The sequence below is a fragment of the Opitutus sp. sgz309028 genome, from assembly GCF_059821195.1.
On sequence record NZ_JCAMRR010000001.1, the window covers coordinates 1,250,795 to 1,271,345 of the forward strand.

Consider the following 20,551-nt stretch of genomic DNA (forward strand, 5'->3'; position numbering starts at 1 on the left):
GTTCGCCGCCAATCCGATACATGCCGCAGGACACCTCTCGTTACCGTGAACGTGCCCGCGGCCGGGCTCGCCGCGTGAGCGAATGGAGATCCGGGCTAGTCAGTCATGCGCTCGATGCCGTGTGCCGCGTCGTCCGGCGCATGCGATCGAAGCTGCGAAGACTCACCGCGCCAGCAGCCAGGCGCCCAGCGGGCCTTGATAGAGGCCGAACAGGATCGAACTCAACGCCAGCAGGCTGAGCGACACCCCTGCGAGCGCGCCGACGGGCGTGCGCGCCGGACGCGGGTTGAGCGCGCCATCGGCGGGCATCCACGTTTCGAAGAACGCGGCCTTGATCCAGCCGAAGTAGTAGTAGATCGAGATCACCACGCCCACGATCGCGATCGCGAGCAAACCGTAGAGGCCGGCGTTGAACGCCGCGATGAAGACGAAGAACTTGCCCATGAAACCGGCCAGCGGCGGGATGCCCGCGAGCGACCCCAGCGCCACCGCCAGCACGCCCGCGAGAAACGGGTTTTCCTTCGCCAAACCCGTGTAGTGATCGAGATCCTGGTCGGCATCGTCGACCCCCGCGAGGTGCGTCATCACGCCGAAGAGGGCGAACGAAGCGAGCAGGTAGGCAAACAGGTAGAACAAAATCGCGCCGACTGCGCCGGGCGCGACCGGTGCGGCCACGACGCCGAGCAGGAGGAAACCGGCGTGCGAAACGCCGGAAAGACCGATCAGACGCTTCACGTTGTGCTGCGTGAGCGCGGCGATGTTGCCAAACAGGATCGTCGCCGCCGCCATCGCCGTCAGCACCGGCGTGACCAGCCAGGCGTAGGCAGCGAACACGTTCAGCACGAGCGGAAGCAGCATCGCAAAACCGGCTGCCTTCGACGACACGGCGAGCAGCGCCGTCACCGGCGTGGGCGCCCCCTGATACACATCGGGAATCCAGATCTGGAACGGAAACGCCCCGATCTTGAAACAGATGCCGGACAGCACGAGCACGATGCCCGCGCTCGCGAGGAAGTTGTCCGGATTCAGCGCGAGGAAGCGCGAGAGATCGGCGAAGTTCATGCCCTCCGCCGAGTGACCGGCGAGGCCGGGATTTCCCGCGACGCCGTAGAGCAGCACGATGCCGAAAAGCAGCAGCGAGGAGCTCAACGCGCCCATGATCAGGTATTTCAAACCCGCCTCGAGCGAGAGCGGGTTGGTGCGGAAATAACTGACGAGGATGTAGAGGCCGATCGTGAGCGTCTCGAGCGCGACGAAGAGCAGGACGAAGTGATTCGCCTGCGCGAGCAGCATCATCGCGCCGGTGACCACGAGAACGATGTGGTGAAACTCCACCCGCGGCATGATCTGTTTCGCCAGCGCGACGCGCGCGAGGATGCTGACGAAAATCGAGGACAGCAGGAAGAACACCCGCAAGGCCTGCGCCACGTAGCTGTGGTGCAGCAATCCGCTGAAGGTGTCGCGGCCGAGATACACGGAGTGGAAATCCCACGCCACCCAGCCGAGCACGCCGACCTGGCCGAGAATCGAAAGCGCACCGATCGTGTGATGCTGCTTCTTCGGCAGCACCATTTCCACGACGAGCAACAGGAGTGCGAGGCAACCGAGTGCCAGCTCGGGCGCGATGGCGGCCCACTCATTGGCCTCAGCGGCGACTTTGACGGCTTCGAGATTCATTGCAGAAGAGAAGTAACCCGCGAACTCACGGAAACGGTCGCGAATGAAAAAATGAAATCACGCATGGAACGCGGCGCCGGCATCAGCGTGCATGCGCGGTGACGACCGCGGGTGAGGTGAGGGCCGCATCGATCTGGGTCGAAACCGACTTGGGCCAGAAACCGAGGAAGAGGAGCGCCGCGAGGAGCACAAGCGCGGGGATTTTCTCCGACCAGCGGAGGTCGGACGGCGGCGTTTGCGCGATCACCTTCGCGAAGGCCTCGGTCGGCTGACCGAAAAAGACGTTCGCTGCCGCACGCAAACCGTAGATCGCCGAGATGATGATGCCGGACACGGCGAAGGCCGTGACCAGCGGCGAGAACTTCCAGAGCGCGACGAAGATCGTGAGTTCACCCCAGAAATTGGCGAAGCCCGGCAGGCCGATGCTGGCGAAAGTCGCGGCGACAAAGAAGGCCGCGAGCACCGGCGCTTTCTGCCCCAGCCCGCCCATCTCATCCATGGCGAACGTCTGCGTCCGGTGATAAATCGAAGTCGACAGCAGAAACAGCAGCGCGACCGAGAAACCGTGCGCCACCATCATCAACACCACCCCGCCGATGCCGAGCGTCGTGCCGGCCGCGAGGCCGAGGAACGCATAACCCATGTGCATCACGGAGCTGTAACCGACCATCTGCTTGAGGTCGCGTTGCGCGATGGTGATGAAGCCGACGACAAGCACGTTGCCGATCACGGCCAGCCACGCGAGCGGACCGGACCAGTGCAGCGCACCGGCGGGCAGCAGCGGCAGCGCGATCTGGATCAGGCCGTAGAGCCCGAACTTTTTCAGCACGCCGGCGTGCAGCATCGCGTTCGAGCTCGGCGCCGCGCCGTAGCCAAGCGGCGCCCACGTGTGCAGCGGCCACAGCGAAACGAGAATGCCGAAGCCAAACAGCAACAGCGCGAAAATGTTGTTCTGCACGGTGTCGGCGATCGGCTGCGCCGTGAGCGCCTCGCGCAACGCGATCAGATCGAACGACGCCGCGGGACTCTTGGCATACAACGCGATCAGACCGAGCAGCGAGAGCATCGCGCCCGCGGTCAGATAGATCGTCATCTTCATCGCAGCGTAACCGCGATCGCGGCCGCCCCAGACGCCGACCATGATGAAGGTCGGGATCAGCGCGAGTTCGTGGAAGAAATAGAAAAAGAAAACGTCCACACTCGCGAACACGCCCATCAAGCCGCCCTGCATCACCAGCAGCAGCATGAGATAAATCTTCAGCCGCTCCGCCTGCGACTGGATCGCGTAGAGTCCGGCGGCGAGGCCGACGATGCCGGCGAGGACAAAGAGCGGGAGCGAGATTCCGTTGAGTCCGAGTTTCAGGCTGATGCCGTAGGCCGTGAGACCGGTGGAATACGTTTCCAGAAAAGCGTAGCCGGACTCCTTCGGGGCGTCCGCGAAATGGAACCACACATGCAGCGCGAGCAACGCGGGGATCGCGAACGCCACGTAGGCGAGGCGCACGGACCACCGCTTCGGCAGGCCGGCGGCGATGGCGAGCGCCAGCACCAGCGGCGCGGCGATCGAAACGAGAAGAGGATCGAAGGGCAGATTGCTCATCGCGAAATTCGGACCAAACGAGCTGGCCGCAAAGAGGCGCAAAAATGCGCAAAACGAAGATTCTGGTTCTTGTGCATCTTTGCGCCTTTTTGCGGCAAGACAGGATTGCGGTTCATGATCAGAGGACTCCCGCCGCAAACAGCCAGAGCGCGACGACGCCGCCCAGGAACCAGTAAACGTAAACGTTGAGCTTGCCGACGTGCAGCGCGCGTGCGCCGAGACCGAACAAGCCGACCACTCCGGCAAGTCCGCGAATGATCAGGCCGGCGAGGAAAATCTGCTCCAGGAAGTTGAGCAGCATCGCGAACCGCTGCTGCACCTTCGCGACGTAGTAGTCGTAAAGCTTGTCGAAGGATTCCTTCAGCGCCGTGAGTCCGCCAAACGCCAGCGGCGCGCGCACCGCAAGCGTGTCCTGCGGACCGTGCTGGTAAAACGCAAGCGCCGCGCCCGCGCCGACCGCGAGAATCAGCGCGCTGATCACAAACGGACTCGCGCCGACCGCATGCGGAATCTGCGACCATACGCCTTGAAACGCGCTGCCGTAGATCAGCCCCGTGCCTTCGTGCGTCGTGTAACCGCCGACGATCGCGAGCGCCGCCAGGACGACCAGCGGCAGCGTGAGCGTAAGGCCGCCTTCATGCGCATGCGAAGCGGACTCGCTGCGCGGCGCACCGAGAAAAACGAGTTTCCACATGCGAACCATGTAGAACGACGTGAGCACCGCGGTGAACGTGAGGATAACGAAGACGGCCGTGTTCTTCTCCTGCGCGAGGTGCAGGATCGCGTCCTTCGAATAAAACCCCGCGAGGAACGGCACGCCCGCGATCGCGGCGACGCCGATCGTGAAGGTCACGAACGTGAGCGGCATCTTCTTCGCGAGTCCGCCCATCTTGAAAATATCCTGCTCGTGATGGCAGCCGTGAATGACGGAGCCGGAACCGAGGAAGAGCAGCGCCTTGAAGAAAGCGTGCGTGGTCAGGTGAAACATCGCGGCGCCGACGCCCGCGGCGATCGCGATCGTGTGAGCGTGTCCGTCGATCTCGTGCGTGACGGCCAGCGAACCGAGTCCGAACGCCGCAACCATGTAGCCGAGCTGCGAAAGCGTGGAGTAAGCGAGGACCTTCTTGATGTCGCTCTGCACGATCGCGCAAAGCGCGGCGTAGAGCGCGGTCACGGTGCCGACCCACATGATGACGTTGAGCGCTTCGGGCACCATCAGCACGTTGATCCGGCACAGCATGTAGATACCGGCGGCGACCATCGTGGCGGCGTGGATCAGCGCGGAGACGGGCGTCGGGCCTTCCATCGCATCGGGCAACCACACCTGCAGCGGCATCTGCGCGGACTTGCCGACCGCGCCGCAGAACAGCAGCAGCGGAATCAACGTGCTCGCGACATGGCTGTCACCGAGTTCGCTGAGGTTCACGGTGCCGTTCGTCCAGTAGCACATTACGATGCCGAGCAGGAAACCGAAGTCGCCGACGCGGTTGACGATGAATGCCTTCTTGGCCGCCGCGCTGGCGGACGGCCGCTCGAACCAGTGGCCGATCAGCGCATAGGAGCTATAGCCGACCAGCTCCCAAAAAATGAACATCATGAACAGATTGTCGGCGAGAGTGATGCCGATCATCGAAAACATGAAGATCGAGAGCCCGCCGAAGTAGCGGGCCTTCGACGCGTCCTCGTGCATGTAGCCCAGCGAAAAGACGTGCACGCAAAGACCCACGACGCCGACCACCGTGAGCATCAGCGCGGCGAGGTCGTCGAACTTGAAGCCCAGCGACAGCGAGAAATCGCCCAGCCGCAGCCACTCGACCGCGGTGTCAAAACGGTGATGGCCCAGCGCCAGATAAAGCGAGCCGGCCGCAATGCCGGTCGCGGCCAGCACGGAAATCAACGCGGCCAGCGAGCCGGCACGACGCAGGAACAACGCGATGAGCGCGGCCGAACCGAGCGGCAGGAGCAAAACGAGAAGAGCGAGCTGAACGGGCGACATTGAAGGCGAAAAGATTAGGAACGCAGAGGGCACGGAGCGCGGCCCGCGGGGGACACGAAGGTCCGCAAGCAGGCGGAGACGCGTCGGTGCAGGGTGCTCGGGTTCATGATGAAATGGCTCGGTGTTCTCTGGGTGGGAGCTCGGTGAACTCTGGGCTCAATCAACCGCTCAGTTTTTGAGAGCGGTGAGCTCGTCGACTTCGATCGTCTGACGCCGGCGGAAAAGCGTGACGATGATCGCGAGGCCCACCGCAACTTCGGCGGCGGCGACCGTCAGAATGAAAAACACGAAGACGTTGCCGTCGTTGGTGCCGTTGAAGCGCGAGAAGGCGGCCAGCGCGAGGGTCGACGCCACGAGCATGAGCTCGAGTCCCATGAAAAGGATCAGGGTGTTCTTCCGCAGCAGCACGCCGAAGAAGCCGATCGCGAAGAGCAGCGCGCTCAGGACGATGTAGGTATTGAGGGTCGCAGAAATCATAACCCGAAGGTGCGAGTAGCGAGTAGCGAGTAGCGAGTAGTTTGCCGTGAGAGTTCCATGAGACGATCGGGAGGTTGGAATGCTCGCTGCACGCTACTCGCTACCCACTACTTTGGTTTCCGTTTCGAATTTCTTGCTGAGCACGATCACGCCGAGCATCGCGATCAGCAGCAGGAAGCCGACGATCTGCACGGGCAGCAGATACGTCGTGAAAAGTTGATACGCGTAGCCCTTCAGCGAGGCGCCGACACCGGCGCCCTCCGGCAGAGCAACGGCCGCAAGCTCGGGCTGCTTGTAGATCGCGAGCACGCCGACCGCGAGCAACGCGCCGGCGATCGTCGCCGCGACCACCGAGGTGGACTGGAACGGCCGCCGCAGCGCATGCGTGTCGAGCAGCATGACAATGAAGAGGAACAGCGCCGCGACCGCGCCGGCGTAAACCAGCAGGAGCACGAAGGCCAGGAGGTAGGCTTCGAGCAGCACGAACAGGCCCGCCACGCCGACGAGGCAGAGCATGAAGGACATCGCGGCGTTGACGGCGTTCTTGTTCAGCACGGTGCCGAGCGCGGCGATGACCGTGAGGAGAGCGAAGACGTTGAAGAGAATCGGGCCCATGAGGATTAAGCGCGAAGACGCGAAGCGTGCAAAGATGCGCCAAGATACTCTTTCCGGACTTTGCCAACCTTGGTTCGGGGCCTGGCGTCTTTGCGCTTCGATAAGTTCATATCAATGGTGATGCTGGGCGGACGCGGCCTGCTCGGCGGCCTTCTTCTTGTCCCACTTGAAATGCTGGTCGGGCAGCGTGCCACCGAGTTCGTAGAGACGTTCCTTGTTGTTCACCATCTCGGCCCGCGTGTATCCGGTCATCGTATACTGCTGCTGGAGGAAGATCGCCTCCTCGGGGCAGACCTCCTGGCACATGCCGCAGTAGATGCAGCGCAGCATGTCGATTTCGAACTCGCGCGGAGCCTTCTCGACGTGCGAGGTCGGCGCGGCGGGATCGATCTCGCCGGGCGTGATGCGGATCGCCTTGGGCGGGCAGACGAATTCGCACAGCTGGCAGGAAACGCACTTCTCGCGACCGTTCGGATCCTTCACGAGCGTCGGCACGCCGCGGTAGCCGGCCGGGATCTCCGGGCGCTGCTCGGGATACTCGAGCGTCTGCTTCTTGCGGACGAGGTGTTTGAAAGTCGTCTTCAGCCCGCTGACGATCTGCGGGACATAGGTGCGCTCGGCGAGCGTGAGCGGTTTGCGTTCGAGAGGGACGACGGCCATGAGCGGTAAGGGTTCGGTTTAAGCGCGAAGACGCGAAGAGGCGCCGAGCACGCGAAGCAGTGATCTTTGCATCACCTTCGCCATCTTTGCGTCTTTGCGCTTCAACAGCTTCATTTTTCGATGAACGCGATCGCGATCGCGTAGAAGAGGAGGTTGGCGATCGAGGCGGGGAGGAGCTTCTGCCAGCCGAGCTTCATCACCTGGTCGTAGCGGAAACGCGGCACGGTCCAGCGAATCCACATGAAGAAGAAGATCATCGCGATGACCTTGCCGAGAAAGATCACGATCGAGAGCAGACCGGTGAGCAGCGCGTTGTCGGCGATGCCGAAGGCGTTCGCGACCAGTTCGAGCGGCACCCACGGCAGCGGATTCCAGCCGCCGCAGAAGAGCAGGATGAACACGCCGGAACCGACGATCATGTGCGAGTATTCCGCGACGAAGAACAGGCCCCACTTGAACGCGCCGTATTCGGTGTGGAAGCTGCCGACGAGGTCCGCCTCGGACTCGACCGTGTCGAACGGCTGGCGGTTCGTTTCCGCGAAGAGCGCGGTGAGGAAGATGAACGCCGACACCGGCATCAGGAAAATAAACCACATGCCGCCGAGGAAGCCGGGCTGGCTCTGGAACTCGACGATGCGGCCAAAGCCGAGCGTCGCGTCCTGACCCGGCGCGTTGATCCAGAGAAACACCGGCAGCACCGCGAGCGTCATCGACAACTCATAGGAGATGAGCTGCGCCGAGGCGCGGACGGATCCAAGAAACGGATACTTCGAGTTCGACGCCCAGCCGGCGAGGATGAGCGAATAAACGCCGAGCGAGGACACCGCGAACACGGCGAGGATGCCGATGTCGAGCGGCGCGAGGCCGAGCGGAATCGTCCGGCCCGCGGCGTCGAAATACGCGCCGAACGGCACGACGGTAACGGTCGTCAGCGCGGGAATCATCGCGAGCAGCGGCGCGGCGATGAAGTAGAACTTGTTCACGTGGCCGGGCGTGGAGTCTTCCTTGAAGAGCATCTTGCCGCCGTCGGCCATGACGTGAAACAGGCCGAGGCGCTGCAGGAAGCGGCCGACAAAGGGAATCCAGCCCACCCAAGGCACGATCGCGCGATTGGGGCCAGGGCGATCCTGCACCCACGCGGCGACCTTGCGCTCGGCCATCGAACAGACGCCCGCGATCGGGAAGATCACGAGAATGACGGCCAGGCCCTTGAGGAAGCCTTGCACGATCAGCGGAAGATTGAAGTAGAAGTCAGCCAGCATGGCGGGCGCTTATGAAGTAGCGGAAACCGTGCGGTTTTCGCAGGAGGGAACGAAAAGCTCACGCTTTTCGCTACGCAGATTGAAGTGGGCCGCAGGCGTGCTCATGTCGTGGTGCCGGCAGGCGGACGCGGCGGCGGGACGCTGTTGTCGGCAGGCGGCACCGGCGCCTCGGGTTTATAGTGCAACGTCTCGCCCTCGACGAACGGCAGGCTCGCCCACGGCGTGCGATCGAGCAGCAGGCCGGTCTCGGGGAGATTCGCGAAGGTCATCGTGGCCAGCGCGGGCACTTCGGCAGTGAGCGTTTTCCACAGCCCGTGGATATCACTCGCGGGCGCGGCGGTGTTCGTCACCGCCGCGAGCAGTTTCGCGAGCACGACGAGGTCGTCGGCGGTGCCGGCGGGACCGGGGACGGCGCGGTGGAATTTCTGGATGCGGAACTGCTGGTTCACGAACGTGCCGTTCTTCTCGAACACGGTCAGCGTCGGGATCAGCACGCGCGCGACGGCGCTGGTCGCATCGGCCTGCGTGCCGAGATAAACGACGGACACTTTCGCGAGCTGCGCGGGCGTAAGGCCGGCCGCGACGAGGTCTTCGCCGACGGAGAGGACCGCCTTGACCTTGCCGGCATCGATCGCGGCGGCGAGCGCCGTGAGCTTCTGCGCGGGCAACTCGCGGATCAGACCGGTGACGAGCGCGCCGCGGACGTTCGGGTTGCGGTCGGCGGAGATGAGGAGCTGGTCGCCCTCGCCCACCCGGCTGACGAGCTGCGTCGACGCGTGGAGCGCGTCGGCGAGTTTCTTCGTGAGGAACTGTTCCTCGACCGAACTGCGGCCGGAGCCGACGACGGCGATCGCGCCGGCGGACGCCTTGAAGATTTCGACGGCGGCGCTGACCGCGGCGTCGAGCGCGCTGTCGGTGCCGTTGACCTTCGCGACGATCAGGCGGTTTGGCGACTGCGCCTGCTTGTAGAGGATGCGGCCGCTATCGGCCATCCACTCGTCGTTGACCTCGTAATTCTTGCGCGGGGTGAGGCGGTGGATGACGCCCTCGCGCGACCAGACGATCGTATTCGCGCCGACACTACTCTCGGTATCGATGCTGTTCGTCTGCTTGAGGAACCAGACGCGCATCTTGAAACGGAAATCCGTGGAGGTGAGCGCGCCGACGGGGCAGAGATCGACGGTGTTGAGCGAGTAATTGTTCGTGAGCTGCTTGCCCGGGAAGCAGGTCAGCGTCGTGTAGCTGCCGCGATCGATGAAGCCCAAGACATCGTCCTTCGCGACCTCCTTGCAGAAACGGATGCAGCGTGAGCAGAGGATGCAGCGTTCGTCGTCGAGCGTGACGCGCGGGCCGAGCTGCGTGCGCTTCGGCTTCACGTTTTTCGGCTCGATGTAGCGCGAGTAACCGCGGCCGTAGCCGGTGGCCTGTTCCTGGAGCTTGCACTCGCCGGCCTGGTCGCAGATCGGGCAGTCGAGCGGGTGATTGATGAGGAGAAACTCCATCACGCCCTCGCGGCAGTCCTTCACGAGCTGCGACGTCGTGCGGATGTGGAGACCGGGCGAGGCGTTGGTGCCGCAGCCGATCTGCGGGCGGGGCATCCAGTTGATCTTCTGCTTGCCGGTGGCGGGATCGATGATCGGCGCCTTCGTGGCGGGATCGACCGCGGGCATGCCCATTTCGATGAGGCACATGCGGCAATTGCCCACGATCGAGAGCTTCGGGTGGTAGCAATAGTGCGGCACGTCGACGCCGACGAGACGCGCGGCCTCGATGACGTTCGTGCCCTTGGGCACGGCGATCTCCTTGCCGTCGATGTTGACGGTGACGAGGTCGGGTTTGGGCGGAGCGATCATCGGAAAGAAACGGAGGCGGAGTTAACCACGAAACACACGAAATACACGAAAGTCGGAAGAGGACTTCGGCCGTTTCGGGTTCATCTGATTTTCGTGTGTTTCGTGTATTTCGTGGTTAACAACTTCAGACCAATTCGGGCGCATCGGCCGACTTGGGCGCCTTCTTGGTTTCGTGGTAGGTTTTGAATTCGTCGCCGAACTTCGCGATGAAGCTCTGCGTTGGCCAGGAGCACGCTTCGCCGAAGGCGCAGATCGTGCGGCCGGGAATCTGGTCGGCGACGCTCTTCAGCAGCGTGGCATCCTCCTCGCGGGCGTTGCCGTGCACCATGCGCGTGGTGATGCGCTTCATCCACAGCGAGCCCTCGCGGCACGGCGTGCACTGGCCGCAGCTCTCGTGCGAGTAGAACGCGTTGATGTTGGCCAGCGCCTCGACCATGTTGACGGAGTCGTCCATCACGATCACTCCGCCGGAGCCGCCCATCGTGCCGATGAGCGCGAGCGAATCGAAATCCATCGGCACGTCCTCGACGCCCCAATCGTAATCGACCAGGTCGGCGCCGACCTTGCGCTTGCCCTTGTAGCGTTCGCCGAAGCGCATGATTTTCGCGGACGAGCCGCCGGGAATCACCGCCTTGAACGTGCGTCCCGGCAGCGGGCCGCCGCAGACGTCGTAGAGCAGCTGCCCCATCGTGATCTTGCCGGTCTCAAATTCGTAATAGCCAGGACGCTGCACGTGGCCGGAGACGCAGAAGATACGCGTGCCGGTGTTGTTGGGCGTGCCGATCTTCGCGAAGGCGTCGCCGCCGTGCTCCGCGATGTATTTCACGTGGCAGAGCGTCTCGACGTTGTTGACGATCGTCGGGCACTGGTAGAGGCCGAGCACCGCGGGGAAGAACGGCGGTTTGATGCGCGGGTTGGCGCGCTTGCCCTCGAGCGATTCGATCAGGCCGGTTTCTTCGCCGCAGATGTAGGCGCCGGCGCCGCGATGGACGAAGATGTCGCACGAATAACCGGTGCCGAGAATGTTCTGGCCCACGAAGCCCTTGTCACGGGCCTCCTGGATCGCGCGCTCGAGGATGCGCGCGCCGTGAGGCATCTCGCCGCGAATGTAGATATAGGCCTGCTGCACGTTGTTCGCGAAGCACGAGATCATCGTGCCCTCGATCAGCTGGTGCGGGTCCTGATGGATGATGTAGCGATCCTTGAACGTGCCGGGCTCGGACTCGTCGGCGTTGACGATGAGATAAATCGGCTTGCCGCTCTTGCGGTCAACAAGGCCCCACTTCACGCCGCAAGGGAAACCCGCGCCGCCGCGACCGCGCAGGCCGGACTTCTTGACCTCGTCGATGATCGCCTGCGGCTGCATCGTGACGGCCTTCTTCAATACCTCGTAGCCACCGTTGCGCACGTAGCACTCGATGTCGTTGGTGTAGCCGGGCTCGTCGATGTGACGGAAGATGATGCGGCGTTGTTCGGGAATGGGCATGACGACCAGTTGAGAGTCGATGGCTGAGAGTTGAAAGAAGGTCAGCGGCGCTGCGCGGCCTCTTTTTTGATCTGGTCGCTGAGCTGCTTCGCTTTCGCGCAGTCGACGTTTTCGTGGAGATCGTCGTCGATGAGCACGACGGGGGCGGTGCCGCAGCTGGCGAGGCATTCGACGAACTCGACGGTGACTTCGCCGTCGGGCGAAATCTCGCCGACCTTCGTGTCGAACTGCTTCTCGAACTCGGCGCAGGTCTTGTAGCCGCCGCGCAGCGCGCAGGAGAGCGTGCGGCAGACCTTGATGTGGCGGCGGCCGATCGGCTTCTGCCGGAACATCGGGTAGAACGTCACCACGTCATAGACGTTGATCGGCTGAATCTCGAGCTTCGCCGCGACCCACTCGAATGTCTCGGGCGGGATGTAGCCGAGGTCCTCCTGGATGAGGTGCAACAACGGCAGCGTGGCGCTCCGCTTCGACGGGTAATGCGTGATCACCTCGTCGATGCGCTGGAGGGTTTCAGGTTTAAGATTCATTCTAGCGGAAAAGTAGCGAGTAGTGAGCAGCGGGTAGCGAGTAGCCCAAACGTAAGTCAACGCATCCGCAGCCCGGATGCTCGCTACTCGCTACTTCATGCTCGCTACTGGTTTTCATCGGTCGCACTCGCCCATCACGAAATCGAGCGAGCCGAGGATCGCGACGACGTCCGAAATGAGAATGCCGGTGCACAGTTTCGGCACGATCGACAGGTTGCAGAACGAGGGTGAACGGATCTTCAGGCGCCACGGCACACCGCCGCCCTTGCTCACGACGTAGAAGCCGAGAATGCCCTTCGGGTTTTCCGCCTCGAAGTAAACTTCGCCGGCCGGCATCTGCGGGCCTTCGGTCACGAGCATGAAATTCTGAATCAGCTCCTCCATCGAGGAGAGAATCTTGCCCTTCGGCGGCGCGAAGATCTTCCGCGCGTCCTTCGCATACCAGTCGCCGCCGGGGAAGGTCTTGATCACCTGGCGAATGATCCGCACCGACTGGCGCATCTCCTCGCCGCGAACGAGGTAGCGATCGTAGCAATCGCCCTTCGTGCCGACCGGCACGTCGAACTCGTATTGCTCGTAGCCGGAGTAAGGCCGGTCCTTGCGCAGATCGGTCGCGACGCCGCTGCCGCGCGCATTCGGGCCCGTCAGGCCGTAGGCGTAAACGTCTTCCTTCGTGATGACGCCGACGTCGACCGTGCGGTCAGTGAAGATCTTGTTGCGGGTCAGCAGCGCGAGGATCTCCTCGAGCGCGGGAAGAAACTGGTCGCAGAACTTGCCCACGCCATCGAGCCAGCCGGGCGGGATATCGCGCGTGACGCCGCCGATGCGCGTGAAGCTCGTGGTGAAGCGCGCGCCGGTGAGCTCTTCGAAGAGCTTGTAGAGATGTTCGCGCTGGTTGAGCGACAGCACGAGGACGGTCCACGCGCCGACATCGAGGCCGAAGGCGCCGAGCCCCATCAGATGCGACGAGATGCGCGCCATCTCCGCGGTGATCACGCGGATCGCCTGGCAGCGCGGCGGCACCGTGAGGCCGGCCAGATTTTCGACCGCGATCGCGTAGGCCATGTTGTTGGCTAGCGGCGCGAGGTAGTCCAACCGGTCCGTGTAAGGCACGAACTGGTTGTAGGTCATGTTCTCCGCGATCTTCTCGTCGCCGCGGTGCAGGTATCCAATAATTGGATCGGCCTTGGTCAGGATCTCGCCGTCGAGTTCCATCTGGATGCGCAGCACGCCGTGCGTCGACGGGTGCGACGGGCCCATGGAGAGCGACATCTTGTCGCCGGCAAACTCCGGCTCGACGCCGGGAGCGGCGGCGATCTTGGCAGCGGACTCGGGAACGGAAAATTCAGTGGCCATTAGGCGGAAATTTGAAAACCACGAAACACACGAACTACACGAAACTCGATCCGCGTTGGAGGCGTGGGTCCGGAGGGTTTCATTTCGTGTTTTTCGTGTGTTTCGTGGTTAAGAATTCAAAGCGGTTTCTCCACGCGCTCGTTCCAGCTCTCGTCTTTCGCGCGTGGCTCGGCTTCGGTGAGGTTGATTTCGCCCGACGATGCGACGAAGGGGCCACCAGCCATCGGCGCGGGGATCACCGGCGTGCCCGTGTTGGTCGCGATCTCGGGATCGGGCAGCGCCGTCTCGACGCCCGCCAGCGGAAACTCCTTGCGCAACGGCCATCCGGGATAGCCGTCCCACATGAGGATGCGCCGCAGATCCGGGTGTCCGGCAAACTTGATGCCGAACATGTCGTAGCATTCCCGCTCGTGCCAGTTCGCCGCCGGCCAGAGGGCCACCACGCTCGGCACCGACGGATCGGTATCGTCGGCGCAGTCCGCCGCGACGCGCACATATTGCGCCGTGGCGGTGGAATACACGTGATACACCACGGTGAAGCGGGGCGATACGTTCTCGCCGTTGTCGATCGCCGTCAGATCGGCGAGGAAGTTGTAGCCGAGCTCGTCGCGCAGGGTTTTCAGCACCGACACGAGATCGCCGACCGGCACGTTGAGCGCGGCGTGATCGCTGCTCGGTCGGTCGGCAGCCTGCGGGAAGCGTCCCTTCAGCGTGGTGGCGGCATCGACAGGTGCGGTCATGTGATCAAAAGCTGAAAGTTGAGAGCTGAGGGCTGAGAGCCGGACCTTCGCTGACGCGCCCGCCAGCGGGCTGGCCTGCTCACTCGGAGCACCGGACTCCCGGTCATGGGCTGCATCAAGCCGACTCCTTGAACAGGTTTTTCGCGGCCGGCTCTTTCCGGATCTTCGCCTGCAGCTTGATGATCGCGTCGAGGATCGCCTCGGGACGCGGCGGGCAGCCGCTGATATAGACGTCCACCGGCACGATGCGGTCTACGCCCTGCAAGGTCGCGTAACTGCGATACATGCCGCCCGAACTCGCGCAGGCGCCCATCGCGATCACCCATTTCGGCGCCATCATCTGATCGTAAATGCGACGCAGCTGCGGGGCCATCTTGTAGGTCACCGTGCCCGCGACGATCATGCAGTCGGATTGCCGCGGGGAGAAACGCATCACCTCCGCGCCGAAGCGCGCGATGTCGAAGCGTCCGTTGCCCACCGCCATCAGCTCGATCGCGCAACAAGCCAGGCCCATCGGCATCGGCCAGATCGAATTCGTGCGGATCCAGTTCACGACCGCGTCGGCCCGCGAGACGACCACCTCGCCCTCGATGCGGCTGTTGTAGGCTAGTTCAGTGTTCGACGAGACCATGTGAAAGGATGCGTGTGAAAAGGGAAAATCCGTCGCAGGGTTGATGGGGGTCACCCCTCGCGCAAGACGGTTTTGGAAAAATTAGTTCGTCTTCGAACGTGGCGGGCACGTGCAACTAACCTGACCACATTAACGCAAACGCCAAGCGCGGCACGCGGTCCTCACGCGCTCTGAAGGACGTTTTCAGTCGGATCGGCGGCCTCCCCGGCAATTCCTCGTTGACCCGCGGCCCGCGGCAACTTTGCTTTCGCCCCTTCGACAGATGGCGGCCCCGTTTGGAACGGGGCGTCAGGACACCCGGAGAGGTGGCAGAGTGGTCGAATGTGCGTGATTGGAAATCACGTGTAGGGGAAACCCTACCGAGGGTTCGAATCCCTCCCTCTCCGCCAGTCTTTTTCGTTTAAGGCCGGTATTTGGTTTTCGAGCGGAGTCCAAAAACCGCACACCCAAAGCCAAACTGCGCGCAGCGGGATCCGCCAGACACTGGCACAGTGGCGGACACACACCATGATTTCCCCGCAAGAAATGTCCGTGCCCAGCGGCGCTGCCCCGATCGACCTCGATCTCGTTCGCAAATACTCTGTTCCCGGCCCGCGCTACACCTCTTACCCGCCCGCGACGCAGTTTACCGACGACCTCGCGTCCCTCGATCTCGAGGGCGCCATCGCCGAGGACAACGCCCGCGGCGCCACGCCGCTCTCGCTCTACTTCCACCTGCCGTTCTGCGAAACGCGCTGCTGGTTCTGCGGTTGCACGACCGTCATCACCCGCCGCCGCGACTCGGCCAAGGAATACCTCGACGACCTGGTCCGCGAAGTGAGCCTCACCGCCGCGCGCCTCGATCGCTCGCGGCCCGTCGCCCAGATCCATCTCGGCGGCGGCACGCCGACATTCTTCCCGCCCGACCAGCTGCGCCGGCTCGGGGCATTGCTGCACGACTCCTTCAATCTCCGCCCCGACACCGAGTTCAGCGTCGAGATTGATCCGCGGCGGCTGACGCTCGACCACATCGTCGCCCTGCGCGAGATCGGCGTCACCCGCGCCTCGCTCGGCGTCCAGGACACGAATCCGCGCGTCCAGCTCGCCATTCACCGCATCCAGCCGCACTCGCAGAACCAGCAGGCGTTCGAATGGCTGCGCTCCAACGGCTTCACCTCGATCAACGTCGATCTCATCCACGGTCTGCCGCTCCAGACCGCATCCTCGTTCGACAAGACCATCGACGATGTCCTCGAGCTCGGCGCCGACCGGCTCTCCGTTTTCAGCTACGCTCACGTGCCGTGGATCAAACCCGCGCAAAAGATCTTCGACGATCGCGATCAGTTGCCCACCGCGGAGGAAAAGCTCGCGATGTTCGCGCTCGCACACGCCAAGCTCACTGCCGCCAGCTACATCGACATCGGCCTCGATCACTTCGCCCGGCCCAACGACGAACTCGCCGTCGCCCAGCGCAACGGCACCCTCCACCGCAATTTCCAAGGCTACAGCACGCACGCCGGCGCCTCGCTCTACGGCTTCGGCATGTCCTCAATTTCGTCGACGCCGACGACGTATCGGCAGAATCACAAAACCCTCCCCGCCTGGCGCGCCGCGCTCGACGCTGGCCAGCTGCCGACCGAACGCGGACTACGTCTGTCCGACGAGGATGTTCGCCGCCGCAGCATCGTCATGAAGCTGATGTGCGACCGCCGGCTCGACTACGCGGCGCTGTCGCAAACCTTCGGTTTCAACTTCGGCGAACGCTACGCCACCGAGATCGCCTCGCTCGCGGATCTCGAGGCCGACGGTCTCCTGCAACGCGACGCCACCGGCGTGCGCGTGACCACGCTCGGCGCGCCGCTGCTGCGCGTGATCGCGATGCGCTTCGACGCCTACCTCGCGGGCAGCGCGCACCGTCACTCCAAAACGATTTAACGGCTGCCGCCTGCGTCGCATGCCGTTTCGCATCGCCAAATCCTTCACCGTCGAAAGCGGCCACCTGCTCACGAAACATGCGGGCGGCTGCCGCTTCCCGCACGGTCACAGCCGCACGATCGAGATCGTCGTCACGAGCGACGCCCTCGACCCCAACGACATGGTGTGCGATTTCAAGGCCCTCAAGGCCGCCGCCGCCGCGGCCGTCGAGCGCTTCGATCACACGTTCGCGCTCAACACCGCCGATCCGCGTTTCGCCGAACTTCACGCCGCCTACGGCGAGCGCGTGATTCCGTTCGAAAACACCGACCCGACCACGGAAGTGCTCGCGCGGGAGATCTTCCGCGCCGTGCGCGCCCGGCTGCAACTACCTCACGCGAAGCTCGAACGCGTGCGCGTCACCGAGACCGCGACGAGCTGGGGCGAATACTGGGAATAGCGTCGCCCGCGCCGGGGCGCGTCCCTTCTCGCGAGTTGCCAACGGTGGGCGGCCGCGCGAGATTCGGTTTTCCACGCCATGTCCGCCGATCTCACCGAGCTCTACCAGCAGGTCATCCTCGATCATAACAAGCGCCCGCGAAACCGCGGCGCACTGCCCACCGCAAATCGCGTCGCGCACGGCGACAACCCGTCCTGCGGCGACCAGTGCAATGTCTACCTGCGGCTGGACGGCGATCGCATCGCGGAGATCACGTTCGACGGCTCCGGGTGCGCGATTTCGCAGGCGAGCGCGTCGCTGATGACGACGCAGCTGAAAGGCAAGACCGCCGCCGAGGCGGAAAACCTTTACGAGCAGTTCAAGGACATCGTCACCACCGGCCAGCCGCCCGAGGAGATCAGCGATCTCGCGGCCTTCGCCGGCGTGCATGCGTTTCCCGCCCGGATCAAGTGCGCGACGCTCGGCTGGCACGCTGCGCTCAACGCGCTGAAGAACGATCCGACCACGACCACCACCGAAAGCCACACCGACTGATTTTTCCGTGAACCCAGCCTCCGGCCTCCCGCACCCGGATCCCCGCGCCGCCTGGCGCGACGTCCGCGCCGATTTTCCCACGCTCCACCAGCAGGTCCACGGCAAGCCGCTCGTGTATCTCGACAGTGCCGCGACGTCGCAAAAACCGCGCGTCGTCATCGACGCGTTGTCCCGCTTCTACGAACGTGACAACAGCAACGTCCATCGCGGCCTGCATGCGCTCTCGATGCGCGCCACTGACGCGTATGAAGGCGCGCGCGCCCGCGTCGCGAAATTCGTCAACGCCGCCGATCCCGCCGAGATCGTCTTCACGCGCGGCACCACGGAATCGATCAACCTCGTCGCCTCGAGCTGGGGCGGCGCGAATCTGAAAGCCGGCGACGTCATCCTGCTCACCGAGATGGAGCACCATTCCAATCTCGTGCCGTGGCAGCTCCTCGCCCAGCGCACCGGCGCGACGCTCCGTTTCGTGCCGGTCGTCGGCGCCGATGCCGAGGGCGGACTCGACCTCGCGCAACTCGACGCACTGCTCACGCCCGAGGTGAAGGTCTTCGCGTTCACTCACGTTTCCAACACACTCGGCGTGATCAACCCCGCCGCTTCGCTCTGCGCCGAGGCGCGCGCGCGCGGCATCGTGACCGTCGTCGACGGCGCGCAATCGATCGGCCACATGCCGGTCGATGTCCGCGCGATCGGCTGCGATTTCTACGCGTTTTCCGCGCACAAGATGGCCGGCCCGACCGGCATCGGCGCGCTTTACGGCCGGCAAAAACTCCTCGACGCGATGCCGCCTTACCAGGGCGGCGGCGGCATGATCGCCCAGGTCGATTACACGACCGCGCGCTGGAAACCGTCACCCGAACGCTTCGAGGCCGGCACGCCGAATTTCGCCGACGCCACCGCCTTCGCCGCCGCCTGCGATTATCTCGATGGTCTCGATCGCGTCGCGATCGCGCGGCACGACACCGAGCTCGCCCAGCTCGCCTACGAGAAACTCTCTGCACTGCCGGGCATCCGCCTCCTCGGGCCGCGGACCGATCGCAGCGGACTCGTGAGCTTCGCGTTCGCCGACGTGCACGCGCACGACGTCGTCACCTTCGCCGACGAGGACGGCCTCGCGCTGCGCGGCGGGCATCACTGCAACCAGCCGCTGATGCGCAAGCTCGGCCTGACCAGCACGACGCGCGCGAGCTTCTACGTTTACAACACGCCGGAGGAAATCGACGTGCTCGTCGCCAGCCTCCAGCGCATCCTGAAGTTCTTCGCCGGCTGAACGTCGCGCCGGCCGCTTCTTCGCGCCGCGTGTTTCACGCGGCGCGCCGCCTTACCCTTTTCGTGCGTCTCCTCCGCTTCCTTCTGTTTTGCTGCGTCCTCGCGCCCGTGTGGGCGCAGCCGTCGGACCTCGACGCGCGCGTCCAACAGTTCCTCGACCGCTCGCTGCCAAGGCTCGGCCGCAATCTCGCGGTCGGCGATCTCGGCTCGGTGCTCGCCGCGCCGTCGCGTTACGACCCGAACCTGTATTTTCACTGGACGCGCGACGCCGCGCTCGTGGTCGACGCGCTTGTGCAGCTGCTGCCGTATGTCGAGAACACGCCCGCGGACGACGCGCTCACGCGCTTCCTCGAGAACCACGTGCGGCTCGTCGCGAAGCTGCAGTCGCTGCCCTCGAAATACGGCCTCAGCGATACGCGCTACAACGTCGCCGGCACGCTCGACGTGTCCGATTGGCCGCGTCCGCAACACGTCGGCCCGGCGCTGCGGGCGCTCGCGCTCATGCGCTATCGCGAGCTGCAGCGCGGGAAGCTATCGGCGGAAATCGAGCCGCTGTCGCGCATCGTCGTGGAGCGCGATCTCGATAGTGTCGGCCGGACCTGCAGCGCGCGCAGTTTCGACCTCTGGGAGACGTCCTACGGATTCCACTACTACACGCGCGTCGTGCAACTGGGAGCGCTGGAGGCGGGCATCCGCGTCTTCGGCGGCCAGGCCCACCCGCTGTGGTCTGCATCCGTCAAACAACTACGCCGCGACCTCGCGGCGCACTGGCGCGAGGCGGACCGGGCCTATGCCTTCAGCGACGGCGCCCTCTTCGACCAGCAGGGCGATCCCGTGACCGAGCCCCGTGTGGGGCTGGACATCGCATTCGTGCTGGCGGCCAACCATGCCCGACTCCGGGACGGCGCGTTCTCACCCCTCGATGAGCGCCTCTGGAGCACCGCCCATTCGTTCGAGGAATATTTCCGCCGGACTCTGCCGCTGAATCAGCGGCACGTCCGCGGCCCCGCGCTCGGACGCCACCCCGCCGATGCCGCGGCCGGCCGGGGCTCCTTCATCGCCACCGCGGCGCGCGCCGAGCACTGCTTCCGGATCGCCCGCGCCCTGCGCGACGGGCCGGAAGGCGAATTGATCGCTGACCGCGACCGGCGGGCCACGTTGGAAGACGTCCTCGGGAGCCCCCTCGAGCGCGACGCGTCTTTCCCGCTGCCGGACGGCACGCTCGCCGAAGCCTTTGCGCGCAAAGGCGAAGCGTTCCTGTCGACGGCCTTGGAGCAGATCGGCGCGGACGGTCTCGTGGCGTTCCAATTCGACGGCGACACCGGTGCGCCGCGCTCCGCCCGCGATCACAGCTGGAGCTACGCCGCGCTGCTCACGGCCATCCTGGAGCGCGAAGCCTGGCACCGTTCGTCCGCCAATTTCTCGCAACTGCGGTTGCGCTGATCCGGCCGACCGGGCGGGCGTTCGTCGGCCCGCGTTTTTTGGCGCCTTCCGCCAACTTCTGCGGCG

The 20,551-nt window shown here is 64.2% G+C and carries 18 protein-coding genes and 1 tRNA gene; 6 read left to right on the top strand and 13 right to left on the bottom strand.

Annotated features, from left to right (window positions below; translation table 11 throughout):
- Positions 1-162: 162 nt before the first annotated feature.
- The 13 genes from AC6RV7_RS04800 to nuoB form a co-directional block, all read right to left on the bottom strand.
- On the bottom strand, positions 163-1,677 hold the full coding sequence (locus tag AC6RV7_RS04800; RefSeq protein ID WP_500092767.1) for an NADH-quinone oxidoreductase subunit N: 1,515 nt from the start codon (positions 1,675-1,677) through the stop codon (positions 163-165).
- 82 nt (positions 1,678-1,759) lie between these two features.
- The gene (locus tag AC6RV7_RS04805) at positions 1,760-3,277 is read right to left on the bottom strand and encodes a complex I subunit 4 family protein (protein ID WP_500092768.1); all 1,518 of its coding nucleotides are present in this window, start codon (positions 3,275-3,277) and stop codon (positions 1,760-1,762) included.
- A 118-nt stretch (positions 3,278-3,395) separates the two neighbouring features.
- On the bottom strand, positions 3,396-5,273 hold the full coding sequence (nuoL, locus tag AC6RV7_RS04810; protein WP_500092769.1) for an NADH-quinone oxidoreductase subunit L: 1,878 nt from the start codon (positions 5,271-5,273) through the stop codon (positions 3,396-3,398).
- 168 nt (positions 5,274-5,441) lie between these two features.
- A complete protein-coding gene (gene nuoK / locus AC6RV7_RS04815) occupies positions 5,442-5,750 on the bottom strand; it encodes an NADH-quinone oxidoreductase subunit NuoK (RefSeq protein WP_500092770.1) in 309 nt (102 codons plus the stop codon).
- A gap of 93 nt (positions 5,751-5,843) precedes the next feature.
- Positions 5,844-6,365, bottom strand: coding sequence for an NADH-quinone oxidoreductase subunit J family protein (locus AC6RV7_RS04820; RefSeq protein WP_500092771.1), 522 nt, complete (start codon positions 6,363-6,365; stop codon positions 5,844-5,846).
- A 111-nt stretch (positions 6,366-6,476) separates the two neighbouring features.
- Positions 6,477-7,025, bottom strand: coding sequence for a NuoI/complex I 23 kDa subunit family protein (locus AC6RV7_RS04825; RefSeq protein WP_500092772.1), 549 nt, complete (start codon positions 7,023-7,025; stop codon positions 6,477-6,479).
- A 110-nt stretch (positions 7,026-7,135) separates the two neighbouring features.
- Positions 7,136-8,287 carry a complex I subunit 1/NuoH family protein gene (locus AC6RV7_RS04830; RefSeq protein WP_500092773.1) on the bottom strand — a complete coding sequence of 384 codons (1,152 nt, stop codon included), beginning with the start codon at positions 8,285-8,287 and terminating at the stop codon, positions 7,136-7,138.
- Positions 8,288-8,388: 101 nt separating this feature from the next.
- On the bottom strand, positions 8,389-10,140 hold the full coding sequence (locus AC6RV7_RS04835; RefSeq protein ID WP_500092774.1) for an NADH-quinone oxidoreductase subunit G: 1,752 nt from the start codon (positions 10,138-10,140) through the stop codon (positions 8,389-8,391).
- Positions 10,141-10,264: 124 nt separating this feature from the next.
- Complete coding sequence (nuoF, locus tag AC6RV7_RS04840; protein WP_500092775.1) at positions 10,265-11,626, bottom strand: NADH-quinone oxidoreductase subunit NuoF; 1,362 nt, start codon at positions 11,624-11,626, stop codon at positions 10,265-10,267.
- A gap of 41 nt (positions 11,627-11,667) precedes the next feature.
- A complete protein-coding gene (locus AC6RV7_RS04845) occupies positions 11,668-12,156 on the bottom strand; it encodes an NADH-quinone oxidoreductase subunit NuoE family protein (RefSeq protein WP_500092776.1) in 489 nt (162 codons plus the stop codon).
- 114 nt (positions 12,157-12,270) lie between these two features.
- Entirely contained in the window at positions 12,271-13,512 is a 1,242-nt protein-coding gene (gene nuoD, locus AC6RV7_RS04850; RefSeq protein ID WP_500092777.1) for an NADH dehydrogenase (quinone) subunit D, read from the bottom strand.
- A 116-nt stretch (positions 13,513-13,628) separates the two neighbouring features.
- Positions 13,629-14,252, bottom strand: a complete 624-nt coding sequence (locus AC6RV7_RS04855) for an NADH-quinone oxidoreductase subunit C (protein WP_500092778.1) — start codon at positions 14,250-14,252, stop codon at positions 13,629-13,631.
- A 115-nt stretch (positions 14,253-14,367) separates the two neighbouring features.
- Complete coding sequence (gene nuoB, locus AC6RV7_RS04860; RefSeq protein ID WP_500092779.1) at positions 14,368-14,883, bottom strand: NADH-quinone oxidoreductase subunit NuoB; 516 nt, start codon at positions 14,881-14,883, stop codon at positions 14,368-14,370.
- 299 nt (positions 14,884-15,182) lie between these two features.
- Between nuoB and AC6RV7_RS04865 the strand changes: the two genes are divergently transcribed.
- The 6 genes from AC6RV7_RS04865 to AC6RV7_RS04890 all read left to right on the top strand — a co-directional run bounded on the left by AC6RV7_RS04865 (position 15,183) and on the right by AC6RV7_RS04890 (position 20,485).
- Positions 15,183-15,272 (top strand) — tRNA-Ser (locus tag AC6RV7_RS04865).
- 136 nt (positions 15,273-15,408) lie between these two features.
- On the top strand, positions 15,409-16,797 hold the full coding sequence (gene hemN / locus AC6RV7_RS04870; protein WP_500092780.1) for an oxygen-independent coproporphyrinogen III oxidase: 1,389 nt from the start codon (positions 15,409-15,411) through the stop codon (positions 16,795-16,797).
- A 19-nt stretch (positions 16,798-16,816) separates the two neighbouring features.
- Positions 16,817-17,236: a 6-pyruvoyl trahydropterin synthase family protein gene (locus tag AC6RV7_RS04875; RefSeq protein ID WP_500092781.1), complete on the top strand. Its 420-nt coding sequence runs from the start codon at positions 16,817-16,819 to the stop codon at positions 17,234-17,236.
- A 78-nt stretch (positions 17,237-17,314) separates the two neighbouring features.
- Positions 17,315-17,770, top strand: coding sequence for a Fe-S cluster assembly sulfur transfer protein SufU (sufU, locus tag AC6RV7_RS04880; RefSeq protein WP_500092782.1), 456 nt, complete (start codon positions 17,315-17,317; stop codon positions 17,768-17,770).
- Between the two features lie 7 nt (positions 17,771-17,777).
- A complete protein-coding gene (locus AC6RV7_RS04885) occupies positions 17,778-19,043 on the top strand; it encodes a cysteine desulfurase (protein ID WP_500092783.1) in 1,266 nt (421 codons plus the stop codon).
- Positions 19,044-19,105: 62 nt separating this feature from the next.
- Positions 19,106-20,485 (top strand): glycoside hydrolase family 15 protein, encoded by a 1,380-nt coding sequence (locus tag AC6RV7_RS04890; protein WP_500092784.1) that lies wholly within the window; start codon positions 19,106-19,108, stop codon positions 20,483-20,485.
- The last annotated feature ends 66 nt before the right edge of the window (positions 20,486-20,551 follow it).